At 62.8% G+C, this 16,258-nt stretch carries 11 protein-coding genes and 1 pseudogene; 7 read left to right on the top strand and 5 right to left on the bottom strand.

Going from position 1 to position 16,258, the window contains the following annotated elements; genetic code table 11:
• Positions 1-504 precede the first annotated feature (504 nt).
• Positions 505-1,374 (top strand): aminotransferase class I/II-fold pyridoxal phosphate-dependent enzyme, encoded by an 870-nt coding sequence (locus HOY34_RS00090; RefSeq protein ID WP_172359288.1) that lies wholly within the window; start codon positions 505-507, stop codon positions 1,372-1,374.
• A 1,811-nt stretch (positions 1,375-3,185) separates the two neighbouring features.
• Here the strand turns inward: HOY34_RS00090 and HOY34_RS21935 are convergent.
• Together HOY34_RS21935 and HOY34_RS00100 are read right to left on the bottom strand one after the other, a co-directional pair.
• Positions 3,186-3,551: pseudogene (locus HOY34_RS21935) on the bottom strand (cell division protein ZapA); the annotation flags it as partial.
• Positions 3,544-4,317: a hypothetical protein gene (locus HOY34_RS00100; protein ID WP_172359290.1), complete on the bottom strand. Its 774-nt coding sequence runs from the start codon at positions 4,315-4,317 to the stop codon at positions 3,544-3,546. The gene HOY34_RS00100 and the pseudogene HOY34_RS21935, both read right to left, overlap by 8 nt.
• A 222-nt stretch (positions 4,318-4,539) precedes the next feature.
• Between HOY34_RS00100 and tkt the strand changes: the two genes are divergently transcribed.
• Positions 4,540-6,555, top strand: coding sequence for a transketolase (tkt, locus tag HOY34_RS00105; RefSeq protein WP_172359291.1), 2,016 nt, complete (start codon positions 4,540-4,542; stop codon positions 6,553-6,555).
• A 155-nt stretch (positions 6,556-6,710) separates the two neighbouring features.
• Here tkt and topA read toward each other — a convergent pair whose 3' ends face one another.
• Entirely contained in the window at positions 6,711-9,485 is a 2,775-nt protein-coding gene (gene topA, locus HOY34_RS00110) for a type I DNA topoisomerase (protein ID WP_172359292.1), read from the bottom strand.
• A gap of 119 nt (positions 9,486-9,604) precedes the next feature.
• Positions 9,605-10,849 carry a DNA-processing protein DprA gene (gene dprA / locus HOY34_RS00115; protein ID WP_436644937.1) on the bottom strand — a complete coding sequence of 415 codons (1,245 nt, stop codon included), beginning with the start codon at positions 10,847-10,849 and terminating at the stop codon, positions 9,605-9,607.
• A 334-nt stretch (positions 10,850-11,183) separates the two neighbouring features.
• Here dprA and HOY34_RS00120 point away from each other — a divergent pair, with 334 nt between their 5' ends.
• From HOY34_RS00120 to HOY34_RS00140, 5 genes are all read left to right on the top strand, one after another.
• On the top strand, positions 11,184-12,461 hold the full coding sequence (locus HOY34_RS00120; protein WP_172359294.1) for a 4-aminobutyrate--2-oxoglutarate transaminase: 1,278 nt from the start codon (positions 11,184-11,186) through the stop codon (positions 12,459-12,461).
• A 361-nt stretch (positions 12,462-12,822) separates the two neighbouring features.
• Complete coding sequence (locus HOY34_RS00125) at positions 12,823-13,089, top strand: YMGG-like glycine zipper-containing protein (RefSeq protein WP_172359295.1); 267 nt, start codon at positions 12,823-12,825, stop codon at positions 13,087-13,089.
• Positions 13,090-13,430: 341 nt separating this feature from the next.
• Positions 13,431-14,168: an energy-coupling factor ABC transporter ATP-binding protein gene (locus HOY34_RS00130; RefSeq protein ID WP_172359296.1), complete on the top strand. Its 738-nt coding sequence runs from the start codon at positions 13,431-13,433 to the stop codon at positions 14,166-14,168.
• Complete coding sequence (locus HOY34_RS00135; protein WP_172359297.1) at positions 14,143-14,793, top strand: energy-coupling factor transporter transmembrane component T family protein; 651 nt, start codon at positions 14,143-14,145, stop codon at positions 14,791-14,793. The genes HOY34_RS00130 and HOY34_RS00135 overlap by 26 nt, the downstream gene beginning before the upstream one ends.
• Before the next feature lie 111 nt (positions 14,794-14,904).
• Positions 14,905-15,447, top strand: a complete 543-nt coding sequence (locus HOY34_RS00140; RefSeq protein WP_172359298.1) for a biotin transporter BioY — start codon at positions 14,905-14,907, stop codon at positions 15,445-15,447.
• A gap of 147 nt (positions 15,448-15,594) precedes the next feature.
• Here the strand turns inward: HOY34_RS00140 and aroQ are convergent, their stop codons facing one another.
• On the bottom strand, positions 15,595-16,032 hold the full coding sequence (gene aroQ, locus HOY34_RS00145) for a type II 3-dehydroquinate dehydratase (protein ID WP_172359299.1): 438 nt from the start codon (positions 16,030-16,032) through the stop codon (positions 15,595-15,597).
• Positions 16,033-16,258 lie beyond the last annotated feature (226 nt).

Here is a 16,258-nt window from a genome sequence, read left to right on the forward strand (position 1 = left end):
CCCGAGAATCGAGAGAAGAATAATATTGCGCCGCGGGAAAGAAAAACGAAACTTCGAAAATTTGCAAATATGTCGCGGTACGGTAACTGCTAATTGCATAACAGCAAACTCCACCGTCACCTGTGCCGCCCCCAGAGCCCGAAGGTGTTGTGATTTTGAAATACCAGCCGATTAAGGCCCATTTCCGGGTTTTCGGCGACCATAAACAAGGTGATTAACGACCATTTTTCGCCGAAACCAACTTATATTGTTACATTTCAATGCACTAGAAAAACCCGCCTTGCGGCACTGCATCCATAGCCACCATGAGCAGCGCTCCCCAGGTCTCCGGCAGCATCGCTTGACGCTGAACTCCCCTCTCGCCAACCTGACGCTCACTCGCTAAAGATCAGGCCGGCTTTTCCAGGCACGACTGTCCCAGCCTCCAACATTCATCATTCACCCGAACCGATAAGCGCCCGCTTTTCGGACCAGTGAACTTCATCCTGAAGGGAGCTTACCACCGTGCCGAAGTTCAAGCCTCACCCTCGCCCCCTCTGGTCCGGCTTTGCCTCCGGTGTCCTCGAGCGTCTGAATGACACCTGGCACATCTTTTCCTGGGAACGACCGCGCAATGACGCATTTACTGCGCCGGTTCACCACCTTCGCGCCCGCCGGAAGGCGTTGATCAACGGACTTGACCGGCGATTGCTGACCTTCAACACCCCGGCCGGCGGCATGTTCGTATTGGTCGATGTGTCGAAAACCGGCCTGACGGGAGAGAGTTTTGCCAGGAGCCTTCTCGAGCATGAAGATGTGGCGGTCGTGCCGGGCTTCGGCTTTGGTGAGAGCATGGACTCTATTCCCGCCAACGCGGTCGCCGGCTATCTTGGCTGCGACGATAATACGGCGGCGGCGATCCTGGCAGATGGACATGCGACCCGGATCTTTGCGGAGATTCCGCGGTCGGAAAGCCGGTGCGCCAATGCCATTCAGCGGGTGACGATCGCCTCGCTGGACGTTTTCATGGCACGAATGCTCGAGCGCGCCACACCGATTGACGACCTGTCCTTGTATGTTGAGCCCATCGGCAAGGCTGCAAAACACCTGCACTGGCAGGCGGATCGGATCATTCGGCTCGTTCGTGCGGGGAAAGTCCCGCTCGTCCGCCTGCGCAATCGGCGTGAATTCGGCGCACTCTGTGTCGATCGGCAGGACTTTCGCTGGATCCTCAGTGCGCCGCCGCTGCCCCCCTGCCTCACCAGAGATCAGGCCGCCGCTCAACTCGGCGTTGATCTTCATACCGTAGACCTGCTGATGCGGGCGGCGCGCCAAGATGGATCCCCCCTCATTCGCCGGGTTCAGCCTATGTCGGGCAAAGGGCGTAACCGGTGACATCTCCTTGAAAAGGATTTCGCCGAGTTTCAGGCCGAACATGTCACGCTGGTGAAAATCGCAGAAGACAACGTTACGACCCCTTCTGCTATGGCCACGGTCCTGACTGCGCGCGGGATTGACCCGGTCAATATTTCCACAAGCGGCAGCTATCGATTCTACCGAAGATCAGAACTCTGACGCATATCGCCAATCAGACCTGTCAGCCGCCCTTCCGGGCGGCTTTTTTGTTGCCCAGCCACTATCTTTCGATGGTCGCGAATGACCTTGCAAAATGGTCGTGGTGGCCGCCGCCGCCAAATACACCCATTGAAAAAAAACAGATTTTCGCAATCATGTGGGCCTCAATTGGCTGGTGTTACATTTGAAATATCAGCCGATTAAGGCCCATTTCCGGGTTTTCGGCGACCATAAACAAGGTGATTGCGTGCCAGTTTTGGCTCGACCCAGGCATTATATATAAATATCAACACCTTACCAAGATGAAGCAACCACCCAGTCTCTGATCGGTGTCTTGGAAGGGGCAATCAGGGCTCCCGGCAGGTTGTATTGACCCCGTCGCACAGAGCAGACGATGGTTCTCGAGGCCCCAGATCTCGATGGGGTCCGACACCCCAAACAGACACGATGCGCATGTCCTCGGTCAGATAAGGAGTGAAACCGAAGCGGTCGAAGCTCAAACGCTCCCCCATAGAGTTCTTCCATTTCGACATCGCCGAGGCACAAGCCGCTAAAAAAAATTATATTTGTTCGCAGGCATCAAGCACACGAGCAAATAATACGCCGTGACCTGGGCTCGTCGACAAGGCCGAGAAGAAGACAGCCTGGGAGTTCCTTCAGCATGTGCTCGAAACCGTGCCCTGTCGGGTCCATACTATTCTCACGGTCAACGGGATCCAGGCCGCAGAGAGGCCGCGGAACAGGAACACGACCGTCTCCTGGTCGATGCGCTTCGACATGATCTGCGAAGCCAATGGTGTTGAGCACCGCCTGACAAAGCCCCCCCCTCTGAACCAATGCAAGGTCGAAGGGGTGAACCGCACGGTCAGGGAAGCCACCATCAAGCGCTTCCATTAAGACAGCCATAAGCGGCTTCGCCCCCACCCGGGGGACTTCATGGCGGCCTGCAATTTCGCACGCAGGCTGAAGACCCTCGGCGGCCTTACGCCTTAGGAATACATCTGCAGGATCCGGGCATCATAGCCCGACAGATTCATCCTGAACCTCATCCACCAGAGGCGTGCCTGAACAATTAAGGCTGGCCAGGCCCCATCGCACAGCATGGAACGGTTCCGAAGGCGGGGGCGTCAGTCGCCGCCCCCCGGAGCACGCGCAAGAGGAGCGGGCTTCGCACTGGATTCAGCCGCATCTTCGGGCCCGGCCTCTTCGGAAACGGGGCCCTCAGGAACAGGATCGTCGGCGAAGCTGAAGGGTTTGCTGTCGCTATCTCCTGCCAGATCAGCGCCCGCCTCTGCGCTGCGGTCTTCGGCGAAATCCGTCACATCAGAGTAAAGCGCGGAAACCCCTGCATTCTCTGCCAGATCATCCGCCAAAGCTGCTGACATGGCTTTGGGAGAGATTGCGGAAGGGGTGTCTGTTCCCACAGGCTGCGACACCCCGGGCAAGTCAGCACCAGACATCTTTGGGGGCGCAGATTTGTCTTCGGAACCGCTCTTATTCCCGGACCCGGAATCTTCTGGCTTAAGATTTTCTGGCCCAGTTTTCACAGGCCCGGACGTTCTCTCTGGCCCGGATGCATTCTCGGGGCCGGAGACAGTTTCTGGCCCCAACACCAGCGCCTTCGGCCCTGAGGCTTTTTCCTCTATCCGCTCGGCGATCGCCTCGATCCGCGCCGACAGTTCGGCAAAGGTCTCGGGTACCTGAGGCGGGATCACCGGCACCTCGATGCGCACGGGTTCGGGCGTGGGCCGCGCCTCAAGCGCTGCAATCTTTTCGCGCAGCTGCCGCATCTCATCATCCAGCGCGGCCGTGCGGTCGGCCAGCATCAGCCCCGCCATCAGCAGCATCCGCACCTCGGGCATGCGCCCCATCGAGGCGATCAGCGGCTGCGCCTCAAGATCAAGCTGCGCCGCAGCCGAGCGCAGAAAATGCTCTTCGCCCGGCTGGCAGGCCACCAGAAAACCGCGACCACCGATGGTGACTTCAATATCAGGCATCTTCGGCCTCTCCGATCTGGGCGTCGAGCGCGGTGGCGATCTCTGCCAGCTCTGCCATTTCCGCAAGGCGCGTTGCCCGCAGGGATTCCAGTTCCGCAAGCATCGCACGATTGATCCCGGCCGCATCCGCAAGACCGCCTGCCACCGCCTCATGCAGGCGGCGCAGTTCCTCGCGCAGGGTTTGCGCATTGCGCTGCATCCGGGACAGCTCCAGCCCCTGCAGATCCAGTTGCTCATGCAGCGCGGCGACTTCGGCTTCATGACGGCTGCGCAGATCGGCCTCTTGCTCGCGGGCCTGGGCCAGACGTTCACGCATGCGGGCAAGGGTTGGCTCTTCGCGTTCTGGCGGGGCCGCCGCCAGCGCTGCGGCCTGTGCCGCAAGCTGGGCCTCAGCCTGTCCTTCAGCCCTGGCTGCAGCCACAGCAGCGGCAAGCGCCTCGGCCTGGGCCCCGATCAGAGCCTGCTTATCGGCCTCAAAACCGGCCTGGGCCTCTGCCCGGGCCTCGGCGCGGGCGGCGCGGATCTCATCGGCGGTCTGCCGCGCTGCACGTTCAGCCATTTCGCTGGCCCCTGAGGCCCGCGCGACCTGCGCATCACGGGCGCGCTCGGCAGCCTCACGCGCATCCTCGGCCTTGCGCAACTGCGCGGTGACCGCCTCAACCTCGCGCCGTGCCGCAAGCCGCTCGGTCTCGACCCGGTCGAAACCCGTCTCAATGCGTTTCAGCGCAACCGAAATACGGCGCTCAAACCCCACAATATCCTGCATACCGCCCTCACCGGCTTTTGGTCTTGGGATAACGATAACCTGCACGAATCGCAGGCGAAAGCCCCCTGCGCCAGATTAGCGGGATTTCTGCGGCCCCATGCCGGGCTTATTTCCCCTTTTCGGACATAGGTTTGCCAAATCAGCCCGCCGCAACGCTTGATCTTGGCCCGGGCGGAGACTATGCCGCTGATGTTCCCGCTATCATTGCAGAGGATTTCCCACGTGGACATCGCAGCCCTTCGCGCCCGTCACCCTGATCACTGGATGCGCGCCGCCGCCATCCGCACGCTGACCCTCGACGCGGTGGCAGCCGCAAATTCGGGCCATTCGGGCATGCCGATCGGCATGGCCGATGTTGCGACCGTGCTTTTCTCAAAGCATCTGAAATTCGATCCCAAAGCGCCGCGCTGGCCGGACCGGGACCGCTTTATCCTCTCGGCCGGCCACGGCTCGATGCTGATCTATTCGCTGCTTTATCTGACCGGCTATGCCGATGTGACGCTGGATCAGATCAAAAACTTCCGCCAATGGGGCGCGATCACCGCAGGCCACCCGGAATATGGCCATGTCTCGGGCGTTGAGACCACCACCGGGCCGCTGGGCCAGGGCATCGCAAACTCGGTCGGTTTCGCCATGGCCGAAGAGCACCTGCGCGCCAAATATGGTGCGAAAGTCCAGGACCATTATACCTATGTGATCGCCGGCGACGGCTGCCTGATGGAAGGCGTGTCGCAAGAGGCGATCGGCATCGCAGGCCGCCAGAAGCTGTCGCGCCTTATCGTGCTTTGGGACAACAACGACATCACCATCGACGGCAAGGTTTCGCTCTCGGACGTGACCGACCAGCGCGCCCGTTTCGCGGCAAGCGGCTGGGACGTGTTCCATTGCGACGGCCATGACCCCGAGGACATCGACCGCGCCATCACGGCGGCGAAGAAATCGCCCCGCCCGGCGCTGATAGACTGCAAGACCCATATCGCGCTTGGCCATGCCGCCCAGGACACCTCGAAAGGTCATGGTGCGCTGACCGACAAGGCCCAGCTTGAGGCCGCAAAAGCCGCCTATGGCTGGACCGCTGCCCCCTTCACCATCCCCGCCGAGATCAAATCCTGGTGGGAATCGCTGGGTCAGCCCGGCGCAGGTGCGCGTGCCGAATGGGAAGCCCGCCTCGCCGCCCTTCCTGCGGCCAAAAAGGCCGATTTCGAGCGCAGCTTCGCCCTCGACGTGCCCGCGAAACTGGCTGGCGCCATCCGCACGCTGAAAAAGCAGGCCGCCGAAGAGCAACCGAAACTGGCGACCCGCTCGGCCTCTGAAAAAGTACTGAACGTCATCAACCCGATCCTGACCGAGACCTTCGGCGGCTCGGCTGACCTGACCGGCTCGAACAATACCAAGACCGCTGATCTGGGCGTGTTCGATATCGACAGCCGCAAGGGCCGCTATATGTATTGGGGCATCCGCGAGCACGGCATGTCCTCGGCGATGAACGGCATGGCGCTGCATGGCGGTGTTCGCCCCTATTCGGGCACCTTCATGGCCTTTACCGACTATGCCCGCCCGGCGATGCGCCTGTCGGCGCTGATGGGTCTGCCGGTCGTCTATGTGATGACCCACGACTCCATCGGGCTTGGCGAAGACGGCCCGACCCACCAGCCGGTCGAGCATCTGGCAATCTCGCGCTCGACGCCCAACACGATGGTGTTCCGTCCGGCCGATCTGACCGAGGTGGCCGAGGCCTGGGAAATCGCCTTTACGCAGAAAACCACGCCTTCGGTCATGGCGCTGTCGCGTCAGAACCTGGTCGCGGTGCGCAAGACCCATACCAACCAGAATATGACCGCCAAAGGCGGCTATATCCTGGCAGAGGCCGAGGGCAAGCGTCAGGCGATCCTGATGGCGACCGGCTCGGAAGTGGAAATCGCCATGAAGGCGCGTGACCTTCTGCAGGCTGAGGGCATTGGCACCCGCGTCGTCTCGATCCCGTCGATGGAGCTGTTTGCCCAGCAGGATGAGGCATGGCGCAAGAAGGTTCTGCCCGCAGGTCCGGTGCGCGTGGCCATTGAGGCAGGCGTGCGTCAGGGCTGGGATCGCTGGCTTCTGGGCGAGCGTGGCAAAGAAGCAAAGGCCGATTTCGTCGGCATGTCGTCTTTCGGTGCCTCGGCCCCCTATGATCGCCTTTACAAAGAGTTCGGCATCACCGCCGAGGCCACTGTGACAAAGGTTAAGGCCCTGCTCTGACCTGTTGATATTGCACGAAAAAGGGCGTCCCAATCGGGGCGCCCTTTTTCTTTGCCCGATATAGCGGCGCCTGTTTTGCGAAGCGGCAGAAATGAAAAGGCCGGGCAATGCGCCCGGCCTTTTTCGTCAATATATGGGGCGGGAGACCCTGCCCCTTATTCTTCGGCGGCAGCCTTTGCGGGCTTTTTCGCAGCAGGCTTTTTCGCTGCCGTGGTTTTGGCAGCTGCCGTTTTGGCGGTCGTCGTTTTGGCCGCAGCTTTCGTGGCTGTGGCTTTGGTTGCCGTGGCTTTGGTTGCCGCCTTTTTCGGGGCTGCCTTTTTGGCGGCCGCAGCTTTTGGGGCAGCCTTTTTCGCGGTCTTTTTGCCCGGCGATTTGGCGACTTTCTCGGCCACCAGCGCCAGCGCCTCTTCCAGCGTCACCGCCTCAGGCGCGATGTCTTTGGGCAATGTGGCATTGACCTTGCCCCATTTCACATAGGGCCCGTAACGCCCCGGCATGACCTGGATCTCACCGCCATCGGGATGCTTGCCCACCGTTTTCAACGGCTGCGCCGCAGCGCCCCGCGCCCCCGGCCCACGCGCCTTTTTCAAAGCGAGCAGTTCCACCGCACGGTTCATCCCCAATGTGAACACCTCTTCGGCATCCGCGAGATTGGCATAGGTCTTGCCGTGTTTCACATAGGGGCCAAAGCGGCCGAGATTGGTTTCCACCGTCTCGCCATCCTCGGGGTGGGTGCCGATCTGGCGCGGCAGCGACAAAAGCTGCAACGCGCGATCCAGCGTCAGGCTGTCCGGCGTCCAGCCCTTCGGCAGGCTGGAGCGGTCGGGTTTGGGTTGCGCCTCAGTCGCCTCGCCGCGCTGCACATAGGGGCCGAAACGCCCGGCGCGCAGGCTGATCTCATTGCCCTGATCGTCCTGCCCCAGAATACGCCCATCCGAGGCCGCCGATTCCGCATCGCCCGCGATGGGCCGCGTGTAACGGCATTCCGGGTAATTGCCGCAGCCGATGAAAGCCCCGCCCGAACGCGCGGTTTTCAGATGCAGGCGGCCCGTGCCACAGGTCGGGCAGATGCGCGGATCAGACCCATCCGCACGCGGCGGATAAAGGTGCGGCGCAAGGAAATCGTCCAGCTTATCAAGCACTTCGCTGATCCGCAGATCCGCCGTCTCGGCCACCGCCGCCGAGAAATCATGCCAGAACCGCGCCAGCACATCCTTGTAATCACGCTCGCCCGCCGAGACATCATCCAGCTCGCCTTCCAGCGCAGCGGTGAAATCATATTCCACATAGCGATGGAAGAAATTCGACAGGAACGCCGTCACCAGCCGCCCCTTATCCTCGGGGATCAGGCGGTTTTTATCTTTGCGCACATATTCGCGGTCGACAATCGTCGTCAGGATCGAGGCATAGGTCGATGGCCGCCCGATGCCCAGTTCCTCCATCCGCTTGACCAGCGTCGCCTCGGTATAGCGGGCGGGCGGCTGGGTGAAGCTTTGCGCGGCCATGACGCCGCCGCCCTCGCCCAGCACCGCCGAAGAGACACGGTCCTCGCCATCGCCCGCAGACCTGGACGCAGCCTTGCCAAAGGCCTCTTTCAGCGAACCCGCAGCAGGGGCAACCTTTTCGCCCTGCATGATCTGCGGCAGGCGGCCCTCATCCTCATCCTCATCGTCGCGGCCCTGGTCATAGACGCGCAGGAAGCCGTCAAACAGCACGACCTGACCATTGGCGCGCAGCCCCACCTGGCCATCGGGCGAAGTGATGTCGACGACCGTCCGTTCCATCCGGGCGGCTTCCATCTGGCTGGCGATGGTGCGCTTCCAGATCAGGTCATAGACCCGGCGCTGATCCTCTTCGACGCGCAGCTTGCCCGGATCCATCGACATATCGGTCGGGCGGATACATTCATGCGCTTCCTGGGCGTTTTTCGCCTTGTTCTTATACATGCGCGGGCTTTTGGGCACATAGGCATCGCCAAAACGGCGACCGATCTCGGCCCGGGCGGCCATCACCGCCTCTGGCGCCATGTCGATGCCGTCGGTCCGCATATAGGTGATATAGCCCGCCTCATAGAGGCGCTGCGCCGCATTCATACATTGCTTCGCACCCATGCCGAATTTGCGGCTGGCCTCTTGCTGCAGGGTCGAGGTCATGAAGGGCGGCCAGGGGTTGCGGCTGGCGGGTTTGCTTTCGACGCCCTCGACCGCGAATTGCCGCGAGGTGACCGCATGAACCGCCATCTCCGCCGCAGCCAGCGTCGGGATGTCGAACTTCTGCAGCTTTGAGCCAGCCAGCGTGACCAGCGTCGCCTCGAATTCCTGGCCGCGCGGCGTGGTGAACACCGCCTTCACCGTCCAGTATTCGCGGGCCTTGAAGGCCTCGATCTCCATCTCGCGCTCGACGATCAGGCGCAGACAGACCGATTGCACCCGCCCCGCCGATTTCGCGCCGGGCAGCTTGCGCCACAGCACCGGCGACAGCGTGAAGCCGACCAGATAATCCAGCGCGCGGCGTGCCAGATAGGCATGGACCAGCGGCTCATCGACCTCACGCGGTTCTTTCATCGCGCGGGTCACCGCATCTTTGGTGATCGCGTTGAAGGTCACCCGGCTGACCGTCTTGCCCTTTTTCAGGGATGAGGCCAGCGCCTCTTTCAGGTGCCAGGAAATCGCCTCCCCCTCACGATCAGGGTCGGTGGCGAGAATCAGCGTGTCATCGGTTTTCAACGCCTCGGCGATGGCGCGAACATGCTTTTTGCTTTCGGCTGCCACCTCCCATTTCATCGCGAAATCGTGTTCGGTATCGACCGAACCATCCTTGGGCGGCAGGTCACGCACGTGACCATATGAGGCGAGAACCGTGTAATCGGGGCCCAGATATTTATTGATTGTCTTGGCCTTGGCAGGAGATTCTACAACGACGACAGGCATGAATCCCTTTCCGGAACGGCTTATCCGCTAATTACAATATGGCGGGCTCAGATGTGGGCGAAAGGGGGAGTTTGTCAACCTTGACGCCAAAACAGTGATGGGCAGATGCCAGGACGCAGCTATCGCCGCGACAAAAGCCCCCCGGACTGGCGCATGATCCTGCCCTCAAGTTCCAGCGTCAGCAGTTCCGGGATCAGCCTGGCGGTGGGCATGGCCAGATCGCGCAAAAGCTGATCCTCGGCCAAAGGGCTGGGGCCCAGACGGTCAAGGATCAGACTATGGATGCGGGTCGTTTCGCTGAGGATGGTCGGCGCCAGAGCCGGGGACGGCACGACAGGGGCCGCTACCTCTGGCCTGTGGTTCTCTGACCTGTGGTTCTCTGGCCTGTGGATTTCTGGCACGTGGTTCACCGCAGATTCTGGCATTGCTGCGATTTCGCTGGCCTGATCCGGCTTTCCCGCATGGCCCTGCGCAATGCCAAGCGCCTCAAGCGCGTCGCCTGCATGGCGCAAAAGCAGTGCGCCATCGCTGATCAGCTGATTGCACCCGGCCGAGCGGGCATCGAACGGATGGCCGGGAACCGCCATCACCTCGCGCCCCTGTTCCAGCGCGATCCGCGCCGTCCCCAGCGAGCCAGAACGGGCGGCAGCCTCAACCACCATAACCGCGCGGCTGAGGCCGGTGATGATCCGGTTGCGCATCGGGAAGTGGCGGGCCTGGAGCTGCAAACCGGGGGGATTTTCGGCCAAAATCAAGCCCTCGGATGCAATCCGCGCGGCCAGATCGCTGTTTTCACCGGGATAGATCACGTCGATGCCACCCGCCTGAACGGCAATGGTTCCGGTCGCCAGGGCAGCGCTATGCGCCTCGGCGTCGATGCCACGCGCCAGGCCAGAGACCACGCAAAGCCCCGCCGCGCCCAGATCACAGGCCAGACGCCGCGCCATCCGCACCCCAAGGGACGAGGCATTTCGCGCCCCGATCAGCGCGATCAGCGGGCGGTTCAGCAGGCTGAGATCCCCCTTCGCCCAAAGCATGCCCGGCGCATCGGGTATAGTTGCCAGCGCCGCCGGATAGCCAGGATCACCGTGAAAAAGCGGTACCGCCCCGGCCCGGCGGCCCGCCGCCATCTCTGCCTGGGCCTGGCGTTCAGAGCAGGGTTCATAGCCCTCAACGCCAGAGCTGCGGGCAAGCGCGGGCAGCGCCTGCAATGCCGCCTGGGCCGAGCCATGTTCGGCCATCAGCCGATGAAACGTCACCGCGCCAACCCTGCGGGAACGAATGAGGCGAAGAACCGAAAGACGTTCCTCCTCCGTACGGGGTGGGGTGGGGTGTGTGGGGTTCGAAAGCTGACCGTCCGCCATAGCACCTCGCCTCATTCGCAGCTTCGACAATGCGCACGGGTGGTTAACGAAACCTAAAGATTTCAGAAAAAATCCGCCGGGCGTGATTTTTCCTGCCCAGCCGCCCCCCGCCCAACCTGCCCCGGTCACAAATCACAGTCTTCAGGCGCAGCATCTGCGGCTGATCTGGTCCTACTGGCGCGAAGGAATGCCCGCATCTGGCCTTATGGGTTTGATTGCCAGCGCCACGCCGATCTGATCGAATGCGCCGCAGAAGGCAGACCGTTTCGGCAAATCCGCCCGGCGGCCACCGCTTTGACCATTTTGCATCACTCTGCGCATCCAGGAGCCAGTTATGAAGAACGCCGAAGTCGCCAAGCGCCGCGAAAACGCCATCTCGCGGGGCGTCGGCATGTCGACGCAGATCTACGCAGATCGCGCCGAAAACGCCGAAGTCTGGGATATTGAGGGCAACCGCTATATCGACTTTGCCGCCGGGATCGCGGTGGTCAATACCGGGCACCGTCACCCCAAAGTGATCGAGGCCGTCAAGGCGCAGCTGGACCGTTTCACCCATACCTGCCACCAGGTGCTGCCCTATGAAAGCTACATCCGCCTGGCCGAGCGCCTGAACGAAAAAGTCCCGGGCAACTTCCCGAAGAAAACCATCTTCGTGACCACCGGCGCCGAAGCCGTTGAAAACGCCATCAAAATCGCCCGCCGCGCCACCGGCCGCAATGCGGTGATCGCGCTTGGCGGCGCCTTCCATGGCCGCACCTTCATGGGCATGACCCTGACCGGCAAGGTCGAGCCCTATAAGAAGGGCTTCGGCGCGATGATGCCCGATGTCTTCCACGTCCCCTGCCCGCAGGAAATCCACGGCATCACCACCAAAGACACGCTGGATGGGATCCAGAAGCTGTTCAAGAACGACGTCGATCCTGACCGCGTCGCCGCGATCATCTTTGAACCCGTCCAGGGCGAAGGCGGCTTCTACCCGCTGCCGACCGATCTGATCAAAGCCCTGCGCGAGCTGGCCGACAAGCACGGCATCGTGCTGATCGCCGATGAGGTGCAGACCGGCATCGCCCGCACCGGCACGCTTTTCGCAATGGAAGCGCATGGCGTTGCGGCAGATCTGACCACCATGGCCAAGGGTCTTGGCGGCGGCTTCCCGATCTCGGCGGTCACTGGCCGCGCCGATCTGATGGATGCCAGCCAGCCCGGCGGCCTTGGCGGCACCTATGCGGGCAACCCGCTGGCGGTGGCTGCGGCCAATGCGGTGCTGGATGTGGTCGAAGAGGAAGGCCTCAGCGCCCGCGCCAATGAGTTCGGCTCGCGTCTGAAGCAAAAGCTGGAAGAGATCCGCGCCACCACGCCCGAGCTGATCGACATTCGCGGCCCCGGCTTCATGATCGCGGCGGAATTCGGCAAGCCCGGCACCACCGAGCCCGATGGTGAGATCGTCAAGCGCATCATCGCCGAGGCGCTGAAGCGCGGCCTGATCCTGCTGTCCTGCGGCGTCTACGGCAATGTGGTGCGCTTCCTTGCACCGCTGACCATCGCCGAGGCGCATTTCACCGAAGCCCTCGGGATCCTAGAGGCCTCGGTGGCAGCCGCACGCAAGGCCTGAGCCGCTGGCAAAAGCGTGAAGTGATACTTTCCCTTTTCCAGGGAACCTGATGACAGCGGGCTGCGTTAACCATGCAGCCCGCTGTTTTACGTTTGGGGGGGCCGGTGGTTTTTGGGGGGCTGGTGGTTTCGGAACTGGAAAGGCCTGTCGAAATTGGGCCCCGCGCCGGAATTGACGGCCACTTGCGAAATTACGCCGCAGAACCCGCCGGATTGCGTCAGGCAGTGGCCGCCCCCGGCAGGGCGCTGTATCAGTGAAGGGTCAGGCCCGGGGTTCGGAACGGTTATGAACCAGTGGCCTGGCAAATGGGCGCACAGAAACCGTCGCACTGTAAAGCGGCGCAAATTCAAATGAGGTTGTCATGAAAGCGATCATTCTTGCTCTTTCGGTCTCGGCGCTGGCGCTCTCTGCCTGCGTAGAGACCACCCCGACGCAAAACACCGTCATGGGTGCGGTTGGTGGCGCAGCCGCCGGTGCTGCAGTCTCTTCCAGCGGTGACATGGCCAAGGGCGCCCTGATCGGCGCAGCGCTTGGCGCGGCAGCCGGCACCTATCTGGGCCAGACCTCGACCGCAGGTCAGTGCTACTATCGCAACGCGGCAGGCCAGCGCTACGTCGCCGCCTGCTAAGTCGGCGATTGCCGGGCCAGCGATTGCCGGGGCTGCAAGGCGCGCCAGCGATTGCGGACCTGCAAAACGGGTTCAGCAAGGCGGGCCCAGCAAGACGGGTCCAGCAAGGCGGGTCCAGCGAGGCGGGGCATCACCGCACATACAGACATCATACGGCCCCGGAGCTTGCTTCGGGGCCGTCCTCATATGCGCGACAGGCCCCCGCGCGCCCCGGGGCTTGGCTTTGCAATCCTGCATGCCTATGAAAGCCTGCCAAAGACCGCAGCCGCTGCGGCCCCCTATCGCGTTGAAGGCTGCCGCGCCCTTTGGCCGCCTGTTCATTCCAGGATGCCCGCGCCGCCATGACCGACCAGCCACATGCCGCGATCACCATCCGCACCGGCCCGGTGACCATGCCGGGCGGGCGCGTCATCCTGCAGCCCCTGGATCTGCAACTCAGCGAGCGGCGCATCGCGGTGATCGGGCGCAACGGCTCGGGCAAGACCAGCTTCATGCGGCTGCTGGCAGGGCTGATCCGTGCCGATCATGGGGCGGTTACCCTGCAGGGCGCAGATATGTACAAAGACCGCCGCGCCGCGCTGACGCAGATCGGCATCCTGTTTCAGAACCCTGATCATCAGATCCTGATGCCGACCGTCACCGAAGAGCTGGCCTTTGGCCTGATCCAGAAGGGCATGGCGCGCAAAGAGGCCGAGGCCGAGGTCGCCCGCCGCCTGCAGGTCGAGGGGCGCAGCCATTGGGTCGATGCCTCGACCGCCACGCTTTCCGGCGGGCAAAAGCAATATCTGTGCCTGCTGGCCATCCTTATGATGCAGCCGCAATGCCTTTTGCTGGATGAGCCCTTCTCGGGCCTTGATATGCCCACCGCGCTCAGGCTGCGCCGGCGGCTGGCGCAGCTGCCGCAGCAACTGATCACCATCGGCCATGACCCGCGCGAGCTGGGTGATTGCACCCGCGTTCTGTGGTTTGAGGCCGGGCGCGTGCAGATGGACGGCCCGCCAGAGACGGTACTGCCGGTCTTTACCGAGACGATGATCAGGGCCGGAGAGCGTGATGCTGACACTGACCTCGCCAGTTAAGACGCCGTTTCACCGCCTGCCTGCGGGGCTGAAAATGGCTCTGATGATGGGCTTTGGCATCGCAGTCATGTGGGCGCAAAGCCCGGGCCCCTTGCTGGTCGCGGCGGCGGTGGTGATCATGCTTTACCTCTTTTGCGGCCCTGCGGTGATGCGGCTTGCGCTCAGGGCGCTGCTGTCGCTTTGGCCGTTTCTGGGGATGCTGCTGATCTGGGGCTGGTGGGATGGGCGCATGGCCCAGGCCACTCTGGTCAGCCTGCGGCTGGGCGTGATGGTGGCAGCCGCCAATCTGGTGACGATGACCACGCCGCTGTCGGAAATGCTGGTGGTGTTTGAGACCCTGGCGCGGCCCTTTTCCCGCTTCATCCCGCCGCGCAGGCTGGCGCTGGCCTTCGCGCTGGTGATCCGCTTTGTGCCCGAGATGGGCACCACCCTGCAGCGGCTGCGCGATGCCTGGCGGGCCAGGTCGCGGCGGCGCCCCGGCTGGCGGATCGTGGTGCCGGTGCTGCTGTCCGCGCTGGACAATGCCGATCACACCGCCGAGGCACTGCGGGCCAGGGGCGGGGTCGATGGTATTGGCAACGCGGATGCTAAGAAGCCGCAGCCCCTGCCCGCAGAGAAGGCCTGAGGGCGGCAAGGGCGGGAGCAAGGGCCAGCCCCTGCCCCCGCCCTCAGCGAATCCTTGCGGCCATGCTGTGATGCAGCATAGCTTGCCGCAGCTTTGAAAAAGGAGAGCGCAGTGGAACGCAGTCTGACCCATATCGCCCTGATGGCCGCCGTCGTCTCGGTGCTGGCGCTGATGCCGCAAATCGCGCTGACTTCGGGGATCCCGATCACTGCAACCTCTTTGGGCATCATGCTGTGCGGCACGGTTCTGGGGGCGAGGAACGGCTTTCTGGCGGTGGTGCTTTATCTGCTGCTGGGTCTTGCGGGCCTGCCGATCTTTGCGGGCGGCGCCTCCGGCTATGTGCCTTTCACCAAACCGGGCGCCGGGTTCCTGATCGGCTATCCGATCGCCGCCTTCGTGATCGGCTGGCTGGTCGAGCGCACCACCCTGCCCGTGGGCTTTGCTGCAGGCGCGGCCTCGGCAATCGGCGGGATTGCGGTGCTTTATGCAATCGGCCTTCCGGTCATGGCCTGGACGCTGGACATCTCGCTGTCGCGGGCGGCCTTCCTCTGCGCGGCCTATCTGCCGGGCGACGTGATCAAGGTCGTGCTGGCCGGGCTGATCACCGCCTCGCTGGCAAAGGCCCGCCCCGGCGTATTGATGTCGCGGGCCTGAACCCGGCCCGGGGCCGGGGGGCCGTCTGACGCCCCCGGCCACAATGAAACGCCCGGAACACAGCGCTGTTCCGGGCGTCATTCATTTCAGGGACCGCAGTATCGCGGCCGCTTTCCGGCAGATCGCCCGACCTCTCAGCCCAGCCTCTCAGCCCAAAAGCGCCGCGATGCGCTGCAGCGCCAGCTGATAGCCCTGGGCCCCGCAGCCCGCGATCACCGCATCCGCCCGCGCCGAGACGAAAGAGTGGTGCCGGAAGGCCTCACGCTTGTGGATATTCGAGATATGCACCTCGATCACCAGGCCCTCAAAGGCATTCAGCGCATCCAGGATCGCCACCGAAGTATGCGAATAGGCCCCCGGATTGATGATGATCGCCGCCGATCCCTCACGCGCGGCCTGGATCTGATCGACCAGCACGCCCTCATGGTTCGACTGGAAGGCGACCACCTCAAGCCCCAGCTCTGCGCCCTGGCGGGTCAGCGCGGTCTCAATATCCGAGAGGGTCTCATGGCCATAAATCTCGGGCTGGCGCTTGCCCAGAAGGTTCAGATTGGGCCCGTTCAACAGGGTGACACGTCTGGTCATCACGATAATCCTTGCCACGCGCAATGCACCGCAATCGCTGCGGGCAAAGCCATATCCCTGGGCTTATATACGAGAACGCCTGCGCCTTGCACCCCTTACGCCCGGCGCAGCCAGCCGCGTGAGCAGAGCAAAAAAAGCGGCCCGGGTTTCTGCGGGCCCACCTGATGGTGGGTGAAAGCAGAAACCACGGGCCGCCAGGGAGATCTGAGAGAGATCTTCTGTGCCG

It is taken from the genome of Pseudogemmobacter hezensis (assembly GCF_013155295.1).
Lineage (GTDB): Bacteria > Pseudomonadota > Alphaproteobacteria > Rhodobacterales > Rhodobacteraceae > Pseudogemmobacter > Pseudogemmobacter hezensis.

Coding starts and splice junctions, on each gene's coding strand:
- HOY34_RS00100 (WP_172359290.1), bottom strand. CDS start 4,317: ATGCAGGATATTGTGGGGTTTGAGCGCCGTATTTCGGTTGCGCTGAAA.
- topA (WP_172359292.1), bottom strand. CDS start 9,485: ATGCCTGTCGTCGTTGTAGAATCTCCTGCCAAGGCCAAGACAATCAAT.
- dprA (WP_436644937.1), bottom strand. CDS start 10,849: ATGGCGGACGGTCAGCTTTCGAACCCCACACACCCCACCCCACCCCGT.
- HOY34_RS00120 (WP_172359294.1), top strand. CDS start 11,184: ATGAAGAACGCCGAAGTCGCCAAGCGCCGCGAAAACGCCATCTCGCGG.
- HOY34_RS00125 (WP_172359295.1), top strand. CDS start 12,823: ATGAAAGCGATCATTCTTGCTCTTTCGGTCTCGGCGCTGGCGCTCTCT.
- HOY34_RS00130 (WP_172359296.1), top strand. CDS start 13,431: ATGACCGACCAGCCACATGCCGCGATCACCATCCGCACCGGCCCGGTG.
- HOY34_RS00135 (WP_172359297.1), top strand. CDS start 14,143: ATGCTGACACTGACCTCGCCAGTTAAGACGCCGTTTCACCGCCTGCCT.
- aroQ (WP_172359299.1), bottom strand. CDS start 16,032: ATGACCAGACGTGTCACCCTGTTGAACGGGCCCAATCTGAACCTTCTG.